Genomic DNA, 12,486 nt, shown 5'->3' on the forward strand with positions numbered 1-12,486 from the left:
TTCCCCGACTCCGGAATCCACCATGAATCTCCACGAATACCAGGCCAAGGAACTGCTGCGGGAGTATGCCATCCCCACCCCGCGCGGTGTGGTGATCGAAAATACCCTGCATGCCGAAGTGGCCACCAATGAACTGGGCGGCAGCCGCTGGGTGGTCAAGGCCCAGATCCATGCCGGCGGGCGCGGCAAGGCCGGGGGCGTGCGCATCGTGAATTCCGTGGACGAACTGCGCCGCGTGGCGGATGAGCTGCTGGGGCGGCCGCTGGTCACCTACCAGAATGCACCCCACGGCCAGCCGGTTTCCCGGGTGCTGGTGGAGGAAACGCTCGCCGTGGCGCGCGAGCTGTATCTGTCGCTGCTGGTGGACCGGGAAAGCGAGCGCGTGGCGGTGGTGGCGTCCAGCGCGGGGGGCATGGACATCGAGGAAGTGGCCCGCACCACACCCGAGCGTATTCTGCGCGAGCTGTGCGATCCGCTGCTGGGCCTGCAGGATTTCCAGTGCCGCGCGCTGGCCTTCGCCCTGGGTCTCAGCGGCGCCCAGGTGGGTGAGATGACGCGGCTTCTGCGCAATGCCTATCGCCTGTTCGTCAGCAACGATCTGTCCCTGCTGGAAATCAATCCGCTGGTGGTGACCGAAGATGGCAGGCTGGTCGCGCTGGACTGCAAGATCGGCGTGGACGACAACGCCCTGTGGCGGCGGCCGCGCCTCGCCGATCTGCGCGACGTGAGCCAGGACGACCCCAAGGAAGCCGCGGCCCATGCGGTGGGTCTCAACTACATCGCCCTGGACGGCAACATCGGCTGCATGGTGAACGGCGCGGGACTGGCCATGGCCACCATGGACCTCATCAAGCTGCACGGCGGCGCGCCTGCCAACTTCCTCGACGTGGGGGGCGGCGCCACGGCGGAAACCGTGGCCAAGGCCTTCAAGATCATTCTCTCCGACCCCAAGGTGAAGGCCATCCTGGTCAACATCTTCGGCGGCATCATGCGCTGCGACGTGATCGCCGAGGGCATCATCCAGGCGGTGCGCGAGGTGGGCGTCACGGTGCCGGTGGTGGTGCGTCTGGAAGGCACCAACGTGGATCTGGGACGCAACATGCTGGCCCAGTCGGGCCTGAAGATCCTCTCCGCGCCCAGCCTCACCGAAGCCGCCAAGCTGGCGGTGGCGGCCGCCGCTAGCGCCTGAGTTTGGCCAGGGCGGCCGCCATGGCACCCTGGGGCGCGGGCGGGCGCTGCGCGGGCCGGGTGCCGCGCGGGCGGCCCTGCGCGCTGCCGACGGTCGCTTCAGCCTCGTCCTCCAGCCGCATGGTGAGGGCAATGCGCCGCCGCGGCAGATCCACCTCCAGCACCTTCACCTTCACCACGTCGCCCGCCTTCACCACCTCACGCGGGTCTTTCACGAAACGCCGGGACAGGGCCGACACGTGCACGAGTCCGTCCTGGTGCACACCGATGTCCACGAAGGCCCCGAAGTTGGTGACGTTGGTGACCACGCCTTCCAGCACCATGCCCGGCGCCAGGTCGGTCAGGGTTTCCACCCCCTCCTTGAAGCGGGCGGTGCGGAATTCCGGCCGGGGATCGCGGCCCGGCTTTTCCAGCTCGCGCAGGATGTCCTGCACCGTGGGCAGGCCGAACCGCTCATCGGTGTATTTTTCGGCTTGCAGGCTCTTGAGCAGCCGGGCATTGCCCACCACCTCGCGCAGGCTTTTGCCCAGGTCGGCGAGGATGCGCTGCACCACGGGATAGGCCTCCGGATGCACCGCGGAGGCATCCAGGGGATCGTCGCCGTTCATGATGCGCAGAAAGCCCGCCGCCTGTTCGAAGGTCTTCTCCCCGAGGCGCGGCACGTTCATCAGTTCCCGACGGTTGCGGAAGGCCCCGTGGGCGTCGCGCCAGGCCACGAGCTGGGTCGCCAGGCTCTGGTTCAGCCCCGAGATGCGCGCCAGAAGCGGCACCGAGGCCGTGTTGAGGTCCACGCCCACGGCGTTCACGCAGTCCTCCACCACGGCATCCAGGGCGCGCGCCAGCCGCGTCTGGGACACGTCGTGCTGATACTGGCCGACACCGATGGACTTGGGATCGATCTTCACCAGCTCCGCCAGCGGGTCCTGCAGGCGGCGCGCGATGGACACCGCGCCCCGCAGGGAAACATCGAGATCGGGAAATTCCCGTGCCGCGAATTCGGAGGCGGAATACACGGAAGCACCGGCCTCCGACACCATCACCCGGGTGAGCCCCAGTTCCGGATGACGGCGGATGAGGTCCGCCACGAGGCGCTCGGTCTCCCGGGAGGCCGTGCCATTGCCGATGGCGATGAGTTCGATGCCATGGCGGCGGGCCATCTGCGCCAGGGTGGCGATGGCACCGTCCCAGTCGCGCCGGGGCTCGTGGGGGTAGATGGTGGCGGTTTCCAGGAGCTTGCCCGTGCCATCCACCGCCGCCACCTTCACACCCGTGCGCAGCCCCGGATCGAGCCCGATGGTGGGCCTGGGGCCGGCGGGGGCGGCGAGCAGCAGATCCCTGAGATTGCTGGCGAAGACGCGGATGGCCTCCTCCTCCGCGCGTTCACGCAGCGCATTCATCAACTCCAGTTCCAGATGCAGCGAAATCTTCACCTTCCACGCCCAGCGCACCGTCTCGGCCAGCCAGCGGTCCGCCGGCCGGCCCTGGTCGCGGATGCCGAAGCGCGCGGCGATGCGCGCCTCGCAGGGATGGGGCACCGGCGGCCCGTGGGGATCGAGCTCGGCATCGAGCACCAGGGCCAGCTGCAGCACGCCCTCGTTGCGGCCGCGGAACAGGGCCAGCGCTCGATGGGAGGGAATGCGTGCGATGGCCTCGGCGAAGTCGAAATAGTCACGGAACTTGGCACCCGCCTCCTCCCTGCCGGCCACCACGGTGGCCTTCAGCACACCGTGTTGTTCCAGATAGCCACGCAGGTTGCCCAGGAGCTCGGCGTCTTCCGCGAAACGTTCCATGAGGATCTGGCGCGCGCCCTCCAGCACGGCCCTGCCATCGGCGAAGCCGGCCTCGGGATTGAGGAATTTCTGTGCCTCCGCTTCCGGATCGAGACCGGGATCCGTGAGCAGGGCTTCGGCCAGGGGCCCAAGCCCCGCCTCGCGGGCGATCTGGGCCTTGGTGCGCCGCTTGGGCCTGTAGGGCAGATACAGGTCTTCCAGCCGCTGCTTGGTGTCGGCCTGGGCGATCTCGGCCTCCAGTTCCGGCGTGAGCTTGCCCTGCTCCCGGATGCTGGACAGGATGGCCTCGCGGCGGGCTTCGAGCGCGCGCAGATAGGCGAGCCGCTCTTCCAGGAATCTCAGCTGGGTGTCATCCAGGCCGCCGGTGGCTTCCTTGCGGTAGCGGGCGATGAAGGGCACCGTCGCGCCGTCGTCGAGCAGGGCGATGGCGGCGGCCACCTGCTGGGGTTTGACGTCGAGTTCCCGGGCGATGCGCTGTTCGATGGCTGGCAGCATGATGGGAGAGTGAACGGAACAGAAAGGCGCTGATTGTGGCCAGCGGGCCGGCGCTTGAGCAAGCGCCGTGCCTTGTGCTACCGGCCCCGTCCTCAGCCCGCCCGCAGCGCCGCGCGCCGCCCGCGTTTCACGTCCACGCCGGCGAGGACGGCAAGCCCCATCAGGAAATACACGCCCACGCCCAGCATGGCGGCACGATGGTTGCCCCCGCTCACCCACGTGGCAATACCGTAGGTGAGCGGGCCGAAGATGGACGCAAGCTTCACCGCGAATCCCCACAGCCCGAAGAATTCCGCACGCCGGCCGGCGGGGGAGAGCAGCCCCACCAGGGCACGTCCCGCCGACTGGCTCGCGCCCATGGCCAGCCCCGCCACGTTGGCCGCCAGCCAGAACTGCACCGGCCCCTGCGCGCCATGGGCGAGCCCCACCATGAAGAGCCACGCGAGCAGGGTGAGGGCCACCGCCGCCACGTGGCCGATGCGATCCTGCAGCCAGCCGAACAGGAGCGCCCCGATGGCCGCCGTGATATTGACCACGAACACGAGCCCGATGGTCTCGCGCACGGAAAAGCCCATCACCTGCTGGGCATAGATGGCGGCCAGCGCAATCACGGCCTGGATGCCCGCCTGATAGAACAGCGTGCACAGCAGGAAACGGAACAGATCGCGAAAGGCGCGCGCCTCGCGCAGGGTGTGGGCGAGGCGCAGGAAGGCCTCCCGCACGGGCTGCCCGCGCACGAGGTGCGGCTGCGGCCGCGCCCGCTCGCGCAGCCACAGGAAAGTGGGCAGGCTGGCCAGTGCGAACAGGGCCGCGGTGATGAGCAGGGTCACTGGCACGGCTTCGCGCGTGTTCAGGCCGCGGGCCTCCGCCCAACCCAGGTAGGCAAGGGAGGTGGCCAGACTGGTCAACCCCCCCAGGTAACCCAGGCTCCAGCCCCAGGCGGACACGCGGCCGATGGCTCGGGGGCGCGCCAGCTCCGGCAGGAAGGCGGCAATCAGGTTCTCGCCGGTGCCGTAGAAGAAATTCGACAGCACGACGAACGCCACCGCCAGCGCAAGACTGCCGGGGCCGGCCAGGCCCAGGCCCGCGGTGAACAGCACGCAGCCCAGCGTGGCCAGGCGCAGCAGTTTCTTCTTCGCTGCCCAGGCATCGGCATAGGCGCCCACCAGCGGCGCGCTCAGCACGATCAGGGCATAGGAGACCGACAGCGCCAGCGTCCAGAGGAAGGTGGCCCAGGGGGCATTCCCCGCCACCACCGCGACGAAGTAGGCGTTGAACACCGCGGTGATGACCACCGTGGTGTAACCGGAATTGGCGAAATCGTAGAGCGCCCACGCCCACACCTCGCGTGGTGTCACACCGGGATTGAGAAGACGGGCGAGGGGCGGGCGGGCCATGCGCGGCAAGCATACTCCAGGGCCGGGCAGGCAGCCATGGACAAACCGAGCCGTCCCCGCCGCGCCATCACAGGCGCAGGCGACGCCTGCCCCGCGGCCGGTGGGTCGGGCCCGCGACCCTGCCGGTCGCGCGGTCACCCGGTTGCCCGCCACCGGGGGGCCGTGCCGGCAAGGCGGGCACCACGCGTCCGGACCATTGCCTCAACCCTGCCGTGGTTTACCAGGCCGGCTGGACCCGTTACTCTCGCGTCTGCTTACCTCTGTCCCCTACCATGGCAAACCCCGATCTCTCCCGTCTCAAACTGTCCCGCGAGGTACCACCGCCGCGCCGCCGGCGCTGGCCCCTGCTCCTGGGCCTGCTGGTGCTGGCCGCGGCACCCCTGGCCTGGTGGTTCACCGCCCAGCGGGAAATTCCCGTGGAGACCACCCATGTGACCCTGGCCTGGCCGTCCCAGGCGCTCGCCCTCATCAATGCCACGGGCTACGTCACCGCGGCACGCAAGGCATCGGTGGCGTCCAAGGCGTCCGGCCGGTTGGAATGGCTGGGCGTGACCGAGGGCAGCCGGGTGCGTGCCGGCGAGGTGATCGCCCGTCTGGAAAATGCCGATGTCACCGCCCAGGTGCGGCAGGCCGAAGCCAACGTGCGGGTGGCCGAGGGTCAGCGGGAACAGGCTGCCGCCGAATGGCGCGACGCTTCCCGTGCCCTGGCCCGCGCACGGGAATTGTTCGCCCGCCGTTTCATTGCCGAGTCCGGCCTCGACGCCGCCGTGGCCCGCGAGGACAAGGCGCGCGCCGCCCTCGCCTCCGCCGAGGGGGCACTGGCCGCGGCCCGCGCGGCCCTGGCCAACGCGCGCGTGCTGCTCACCTACACCGAAATCCGCGCGCCCTTCGACGGTGTCGTGCTCACCAAGCATGCCAACGTGGGCGATGTGATCACCCCCTTCACCTCGGCCCTGGAAACCAAGGGGGCGGTGGTGACACTGGCCGACATGTCCACCCTGGAAGTGGAGGCCGACGTGTCGGAATCCAGCCTGCACGCAGTGAAAGTGGGCCAGCCCTGCGAGATCCAGCTCGACGCCATCCCCGATGTGCGCTTCCCGGGACGGGTGGCGCGCATCGTGCCCACGGTGGACCGCACCAAGGCCACGGTCCTGGTCAAGGTGGCCTTCGATCGGCTAGACGAGCGCGTGCTGCCGGACATGGCCGCCCGGGTGGCCTTCCTGTCGCGCCCCTTAAGCGAGCAGGAAAGGCAGCCGCGGCCTGCCCTGCCCGCGGCGGCGGTGGTGCGGCGCGACGGGATCCCCGTGGTGATGCGCGTCGAGCAGGGCCGCGCGCGCCAGGTGCCGGTCACGCTGGGGGAGCCGCTGGGCGATCTGGTGGTCATCGAAGGGGGCCTCGCGCCCGGTGACACGGTGGTGCTGAAGCCAGGCACCCTGCGCGACGGCAGCCGCGTCCGCTCCCCGGAAAAGGGCCGATGAGCAAGCCCGGGACCGCATCCGCGCCCGCCCCGTCTGCGGGGCAGACGCACGCCATGTCTGACGGGAACACGCCCCTGGTGGTCATCCGGGCGTTGCGCAAATCCTATCGCCGCGGCGCGCAGGTGGTGCCGGTGCTGGAGGACATCAGCTTCGACATCGCGCAGGGGGAATTTCTGGGTCTCATGGGACCCTCGGGTTCGGGCAAGACCACCCTGCTCAATCTCATTGCCGGCATCGACAAGCCGGATTCGGGCAGCATCGAAGTCGCCGGCATCGACATCACCCGCCTCGACGAGGAAGCTCTCGCCGCCTGGCGCGCGCGCCATGTGGGCTTCATCTTCCAGTTCTACAACCTGATGCCGGTGCTCACCGCACTGGAGAACGTGGAACTCCCGCTGACCCTGACCGGCCTGTCGCGGCGCGAGCGGCGGGAGCGCGCCGCGCTCGCCCTGTCCATGGTGGGACTGGCCGACCGCATGGACCACTATCCCGGCCAGCTCTCGGGCGGGCAGCAGCAGCGGGTGGCCATCGCCCGCGCCATCATCACCGATCCCACCCTGATCGTGGCGGACGAGCCCACGGGCGATCTCGACCGCCATTCCGGGGAGGAAATCCTGGATCTGCTGGAACGCCTCAACCAGGAACTCGGCAAGACCATCGTCATGGTCACCCACGACCCCAAGGCGGCGGAGCGGGCGCACCGCCTGCGGCATCTGGACAAGGGCGTGCTCACCGACGACCCGGCGTAAGCCATGCTGCTGAAACTCATCGTCAAGAACGCCTTCCGCCACCGTCTGCGGACCGGGCTCACCCTGCTGGGCGTGACGGTGGCGGTGCTGGCCTTCGGGCTTTTGCAGGCCGTGGTGGGCGCCTGGTATGCGGCGGCGGATGCCACCTCCCGCACGCGGCTGGTCACCCGCAATGCCATCTCCCTGGTGTTTCCCCTGCCCCTTTCCTACATGCAGAAGATACGCGCCGTGCCCGGCGTGACCCAGGTCTCCCATTCCAACTGGTTCGGCGGGGTCTATGTGAGCGAGCGCAACTTCTTTCCCCAGTTCGCGGTGGATGCCCAAAGCTATTTCCAGCTCTATCCGGAATTCCTGGTGGAACCCGGCGAGATGCAGGCCTTCCTGCGGGACCGGCAGGGGGCGGTGGTGGGACGCAGGCTCGCCCAGCGTTTCGGCTGGCGCCTGGGTGATACGTTGAGCCTGCGCGGCACCATCTGGCCCGGCACCTGGCGCTTCACCATCCGCGGCATCTACCGGGGCGCGGAGGCCGGCACCGACGAGGGACTGTTCTTCTTCCACTGGCGCTATCTCAACGAAACCGCCCAGCGCAACTATCCCCGGCGCGCCAATACGGTGGGTGTCTTCATCCTGGGTATCGACGACGCCAGCCGTGGAGCGGCAATTTCCAGCGCGGTGGACGCCCTGTTCCGCAACTCCCTGGCCGAAACCCGCACCGAGACCGAGAAGGCCTTCCAGCTTTCCTTCGTGTCCATGACCGAGGCCATTCTGCTTGCCATCCAGGCGGTGTCTTACGTGGTGATCGCAATCATCCTGGCGGTGATGGCCAACACCATGGCCATGACGGCGCGGGAACGCCTGGCCGAATACGCCACCCTCAAGGCCCTGGGCTTCGGCCCCGGCTTCGTGCGCCTCCTGGTCTATGGCGAGTCGCTGGCCATCGCCCTCCTGGGCGGCGCGCTGGGCATGCTCTTGAGCTTTCCCGCCGCCGAGGCCTTCGGCGCGCAGCTCGCCAGCCTGTTTCCGGTCTTCTCCATCCGGCCTGAGACCCTGGGGCTGCAGGCTCTGGCGGCCCTGCTGGTGGGGCTGATCGCCGCGCTGGTGCCGGCGGAGAAAGGCGCGCGTGTAAACATCGTGGCCGGCCTGCGGAGCGTTGCCTGATGAGCCTGCTCACCGGCGTGCCCCTGTCCTACGTGGTGCGCAATCTCGCCACGCGCCGTGCCACCACCCTGCTCACGGCAGGCGGCATGGCGCTGGTGGTGTTCGTGTTCGCCACCGTGCTCATGCTGAGCGAGGGCCTGCGCACGGCGCTGGTGCAAAGCGGCTCCGCCGACAACGCCGTGGTGATCCGGCGTGGCGCCCAGACCGAAGTGCAAAGCGGGGTGGAACGCAGTCAGGCCGCCGTCATCGAGAGCCAGCCGGAGGTGGCATTGGATGGCCAGGGGCGCCCCCTCGCCTCACGCGAGATCGTGGTGCTCATCAGCCTGCCCAAGCGGGATTCGGGTGGTCCCGCCAACGTCACCATCCGCGGCGTGGGCGCCCAGGGCGCGGCCCTGCGGCCCCAGGTCAGGCTCACCGCCGGCCGCCTGTTTCGCCCGGGTGCCTCCGAAGTCATCGCCGGCCGCAGCGTGGCGGGACGCTTCCAGGGTGCCGGCTTGGGGGAGACGCTGCGCTTCGGTCAGCGGGAATGGCGTGTGGTGGGCCTGTTCGATGCCGGCGGCAGTGCCTTCGATTCCGAGATCTGGGGCGATGCCGAGCAACTCATGCAGGCCTTCCGGCGCCCGGTATATTCCTCGGTGATCGTGCGTCTCAGGGATGCCCAGGCCTTCGACACCTTTCAGGCACGGCTTGCCGCCGATCCCCGGCTCACGGTGGAGACCAAACGGGAGACACGCTTCTACGCCGATCAGTCGGAGACGCTGGCGCGCTTCATCGAAATCCTGGGGCTCGCCCTGGCGGTGATTTTTTCCGTGGGCGCCACCATCGGCGCCATGATCACCATGTATGCGGCCGTGGCCAACCGCACACAGGAGATCGGCACGCTGCGCGCCCTGGGTTTCACGCGCCGACGCATCCTCACCGCCTTTCTCGCGGAGTCGCTGCTGCTTTCCCTGGCAGGCGGCGCGGTGGGCGTGCTGGCGGCGTCTTTCATGCAGCTCTTCAGCCTGTCCACCATGAACTGGCAGACCTTCTCCGAAATCGCCTTTGGGTTCCGCCTCACGCCGGGCATCGTCGCCGCGTCCCTGGGTTTTGCCCTGGCGATGGGAGTGGTGGGCGGCTTTCTGCCGGCCCTGCGCGCGGCACGCCTGAACATCGTGGACGCCCTGCGCGCGGCGTGAGTCAGCGGCCCCAGGCGGCGCGTACCCCGGCCTCGGCCTCTTGCACCCGCCGGGCGGCCGCAGCCAGTGCCTCACGCCGGCTCTGCACCTCGCGCTCCGCCGCCTGCCGAGCCGCGCGCGCCTCCTCGAGGACCCGGGCAAGCCCCTCCTCGCGGCGGCGGGCCTCGGCGAGGTCCTGCTCCGCCAGCCCCAGCAGCCGCTCGGCCTCACGCTGCTCCTTACGCGCCATCTCCAGCCGCATCTGGGCAGCACGCGCGCCCGTCTCCGACAGCGGACGCTCCGCCCAGGCCAAGGGCGGCAGGCACAGCGCCACGATCAGCCACCACTCAATGCGCGCCATAGCCAAAAGCCCCCTGCCACTGTCCCTGCTGATAGTCGATGCTGAGCCAGTCCGGCGTGTAGGCCGCGGCGTGGTGGACCGCGATCTCTTCCAGGGGCGGCGGTCCGTCGGCGACCCGGGCTCCGCAGGCCTTCGCCACCACCGGCCGGAAACGGGCGTAGAGCTTGCCCTGCACGCATACTGCATCGCCATTTTCCAGGGGACGGAAGCGCACCGCTTTGCGGATGAGACAGCTGAAATAAAGCTCCATCTCCGCCACCAGGGGCGCATCGAGACGCTTCAGCGCCGCCTCGGCGCGGGGCGAAAGATGCACGGCGACAGACTTGCCTTCGATCAGGACAGAAGCCATGGCGTACTCCACCGGGGATCAGGGAGCCCAGATTATCGCCACGCCCAAGGCTCAAGTGTCAACGGCCGGGCATTGCCGGACGTTGTTGGCTGGTGTGTCCGGGCCGTTTTCCCGGACATGTCCCAACTCAACGAAAGGAGGACACCATGCGCAAATCGCTCACCCTGCTGCTCGCTGCCGGCGCCCTCGTCAGCCTGGGGGCACTGGCCGCCAATCCCCATCACGCCACGCCCGCCAGCCCGGCGACACCGGCCATGCCTGCGTCCCATGACATGGGCCGGCCCGCCGAGCCACCCAAGGCCACGCCCGCCATCCCGGCCGAGCCCGCCATGCCCGCACCCCACGAGGACAAGGGCAAGCACAAGGGGGCCGACAAAGGCAGGAAACGGGTTCACGAGGACCGCTGACCCTCCCCACCGCGCAACGCGCGGTCCCTCACGGGCTCGTGACGCTGCCCAGCCAGAAGGCCTCATCCATGCGCAGGAATTCGTCGTAGGGAATGTAATGGGAACCGTCGCAGGAGAAGGTGAGGCCGACGATGCCGTTGAACAGATTGAGCGTGCCTGAACGCAGATAGAACATCTCGTCCATGAAACGCAGCGCCTTGAGCTGCTCCAGCACCGGCCGGATGGCTTCCCGTGGCACCACCGTGCCCGGGGGATAAGGGCGGCGCGGGTAGGCGAGACAACTATCGGGTAAGACCAGGGCATCGATGTCCAGAAGCCGGTAGCGATAGGGGTCGTCGAACACCCATACCACCGCCCGGCTGCTGGAGAAATGCAGGATCACGTGGAACACGCCGTGATCCACCATGAGTTCCTCCACCACCGCCAGCACGGTGTCGATCCTGCGGTCCATTTCGCTTTCGGCACGGGTCTGGTGGAAGACGGTGCCGCGAATGGAAGGGTCGCCCTTGATCTGGCGCCAGTAGCGCGGCTCCTCGTAGAGCTCCCGGGTGAGGGGCAGGTCGTGGAGAAAGAAGTCCGCCCCCACGAAGCCCAGTACCATGCCCGACTCGTTGCGCACGATCTGGATCGCGGTGAGGGCCGGCCGCTTCTCGCGCAGGCTGATGTAGGCCTGGGACAGGCGGAAGCCTTCCGCCGGTACCGCTTCCCGCAGATAGGGCCGCTCCGAGCGGTCGCGTCCGTAGTCCGCCTCGACGATGCCCTCATGGCCCACGTTGTCGCTGATCTGCACGCCGTGCACGTCCAGGGCATAGAGATACTTGCAGTGGGGAACGCGCGGCAGCATCGCCTGCAGCACGGCGTCCAGCTCCCCACGCCGCGGCCAGACCCGCGCAGCGGCACGCGCCACCTCGCGCAGCGGCGCCTCCAGCAGGGCCTTCAGCTCGCGCCGTTGTTCGGCAATGCTCTGTTGCAGGGTTTCCTTGGGAGGATGCATGGATGGGAGGATACCGCCACCGTGTGACGGATTAAATCGCGGCAGGCGCTTCGATGGCGACCGGCGGGCGGTTCGATCATCCCCTCGCGGCTAAAGCCGCTCCCACAGGGCTCGCGTCCCCGGGGGCTCAAGCCGCGCCTCGACCCCCTCCCCCTCGACGGGGGAGGGTCGGGGTGGTGGGAGGCGCTTCGGTGGCGACCGGGGGCAGTGCGATCATCCCCTCGCGGCTAAAGCCGCTCCCACAGGGCTCGCGCCCCCGGGGGCTCAAGCCGCGCCCCGACCCCCTCCCCCTCGACGGGGGAGGGTCGGGGTGGTGGGAGGCGCTTCAGCGGCGACTCTCCACGCACCCCTTCAGGCGACGCTGCCGAAGCCCGGATCGCGGGCGATGAAGGGCGCCCGGATGCCCGCCAGGCGGCAACCCTGGGCGACCGGTCCGCCGGGGAAGATCTCGTAGAGGTAGCGGATGCCGCCGCGGGCATGGAAAGCCTCCTCCAGCGCGTCATGCAGGTCGCGCAGGTGGATCGGCAGGCCGGCCTCCTCATGGCGGCAAAACCAGTCCCGCAGGGCCTGGATCACCTCCCAGTGGTCATCGGTGAGCGTGAGGCCCTCGGCGCGGGCCGCCCGTTCGGCCTGCGCCCGGCTCCAGTCGGGGGACATGAGGGAAGCGTCGGGATCGCGAGGGATGTCCGGCTTGCTGCCGGACGTGACGGAGAACGTGCCAAGCATGGTGTAACCCTCCTCGTTGGTCACGGAAAAGGGGCCGCTCCGGCGGGGCGGCGCAATGCCGCCCGTCTGCCCGCGGCCGCCCCTTTCAACCTAGTCCGCGCATGACCTCGCTTCAACCCGGATTTTCCATGGGAAGGCACCCCACGCGCGCAGGCACGCAGGGCCTCCATGGCCCCCTGCTTGTGCACTGACTCGATGCGCACCACGGGCCTGCCCCGGTCCGATGGGCAAGCCGGG

Annotated in this window: 12 protein-coding genes; 6 read left to right on the plus strand and 6 right to left on the minus strand. The window is 69.0% G+C overall.

The window, feature by feature from the left end; genetic code table 11:
- The first annotated feature begins 22 nt into the window (after positions 1 to 22).
- Positions 23 to 1,189 (plus strand): ADP-forming succinate--CoA ligase subunit beta, encoded by a 1,167-nt coding sequence (gene sucC, locus ACZ42P_RS05695; protein ID WP_464899115.1) that lies wholly within the window; start codon positions 23 to 25, stop codon positions 1,187 to 1,189.
- Here the strand turns inward: sucC and ACZ42P_RS05700 are convergent.
- Both ACZ42P_RS05700 and ACZ42P_RS05705 read right to left on the minus strand, forming a co-directional pair.
- Positions 1,179 to 3,473 (minus strand): Tex family protein, encoded by a 2,295-nt coding sequence (locus ACZ42P_RS05700; protein ID WP_464899116.1) that lies wholly within the window; start codon positions 3,471 to 3,473, stop codon positions 1,179 to 1,181. The two genes, sucC and ACZ42P_RS05700, sit on opposite strands and share 11 nt — an antisense overlap.
- A 92-nt stretch (positions 3,474 to 3,565) precedes the next feature.
- The gene (locus ACZ42P_RS05705; protein WP_464899117.1) at positions 3,566 to 4,870 is read right to left on the minus strand and encodes an MFS transporter; all 1,305 of its coding nucleotides are present in this window, start codon (positions 4,868 to 4,870) and stop codon (positions 3,566 to 3,568) included.
- Between the two features lie 272 nt (positions 4,871 to 5,142).
- On the opposite strand from ACZ42P_RS05705, the gene ACZ42P_RS05710 reads away from it, so the two are divergent.
- Genes ACZ42P_RS05710 through ACZ42P_RS05725 form a run of 4 tightly spaced genes read left to right on the plus strand, consistent with a single transcriptional unit; the run spans position 5,143 to position 9,433 of the window.
- Positions 5,143 to 6,348, plus strand: a complete 1,206-nt coding sequence (locus tag ACZ42P_RS05710; RefSeq protein ID WP_464899118.1) for an efflux RND transporter periplasmic adaptor subunit — start codon at positions 5,143 to 5,145, stop codon at positions 6,346 to 6,348.
- Positions 6,349 to 6,401: 53 nt separating this feature from the next.
- Positions 6,402 to 7,097, plus strand: a complete 696-nt coding sequence (locus ACZ42P_RS05715) for an ABC transporter ATP-binding protein (protein WP_464899119.1) — start codon at positions 6,402 to 6,404, stop codon at positions 7,095 to 7,097.
- Positions 7,098 to 7,100: 3 nt separating this feature from the next.
- Positions 7,101 to 8,255, plus strand: coding sequence for an ABC transporter permease (locus ACZ42P_RS05720; protein WP_464899120.1), 1,155 nt, complete (start codon positions 7,101 to 7,103; stop codon positions 8,253 to 8,255).
- The gene (locus tag ACZ42P_RS05725; RefSeq protein ID WP_464899121.1) at positions 8,255 to 9,433 is read left to right on the plus strand and encodes an ABC transporter permease; all 1,179 of its coding nucleotides are present in this window, start codon (positions 8,255 to 8,257) and stop codon (positions 9,431 to 9,433) included. Before ACZ42P_RS05720 ends, ACZ42P_RS05725 begins: the two co-directional genes overlap by 1 nt.
- A 1-nt stretch (position 9,434) precedes the next feature.
- Here ACZ42P_RS05725 and ACZ42P_RS05730 read toward each other — a convergent pair whose 3' ends face one another.
- On the minus strand, positions 9,435 to 9,773 hold the full coding sequence (locus ACZ42P_RS05730; RefSeq protein WP_464899122.1) for a hypothetical protein: 339 nt from the start codon (positions 9,771 to 9,773) through the stop codon (positions 9,435 to 9,437).
- Positions 9,760 to 10,122 (minus strand): hypothetical protein, encoded by a 363-nt coding sequence (locus ACZ42P_RS05735; RefSeq protein WP_464899123.1) that lies wholly within the window; start codon positions 10,120 to 10,122, stop codon positions 9,760 to 9,762. The genes ACZ42P_RS05730 and ACZ42P_RS05735 overlap by 14 nt, the downstream gene beginning before the upstream one ends.
- 146 nt (positions 10,123 to 10,268) lie before the next feature.
- Between ACZ42P_RS05735 and ACZ42P_RS05740 the strand changes: the two genes are divergently transcribed.
- Positions 10,269 to 10,529, plus strand: coding sequence for a hypothetical protein (locus tag ACZ42P_RS05740; protein WP_464899124.1), 261 nt, complete (start codon positions 10,269 to 10,271; stop codon positions 10,527 to 10,529).
- Positions 10,530 to 10,557: 28 nt separating this feature from the next.
- Here the strand turns inward: ACZ42P_RS05740 and ACZ42P_RS05745 are convergent, their stop codons facing one another.
- Positions 10,558 to 11,523, minus strand: coding sequence for a PDC sensor domain-containing protein (locus tag ACZ42P_RS05745; protein WP_464899125.1), 966 nt, complete (start codon positions 11,521 to 11,523; stop codon positions 10,558 to 10,560).
- Between the two features lie 351 nt (positions 11,524 to 11,874).
- Positions 11,875 to 12,249, minus strand: a complete 375-nt coding sequence (locus tag ACZ42P_RS05750; protein WP_464899126.1) for a TusE/DsrC/DsvC family sulfur relay protein — start codon at positions 12,247 to 12,249, stop codon at positions 11,875 to 11,877.
- Between the last annotated feature and the right edge of the window lie 237 nt (positions 12,250 to 12,486).

The organism is Thiobacter subterraneus (genome assembly GCF_055379455.1).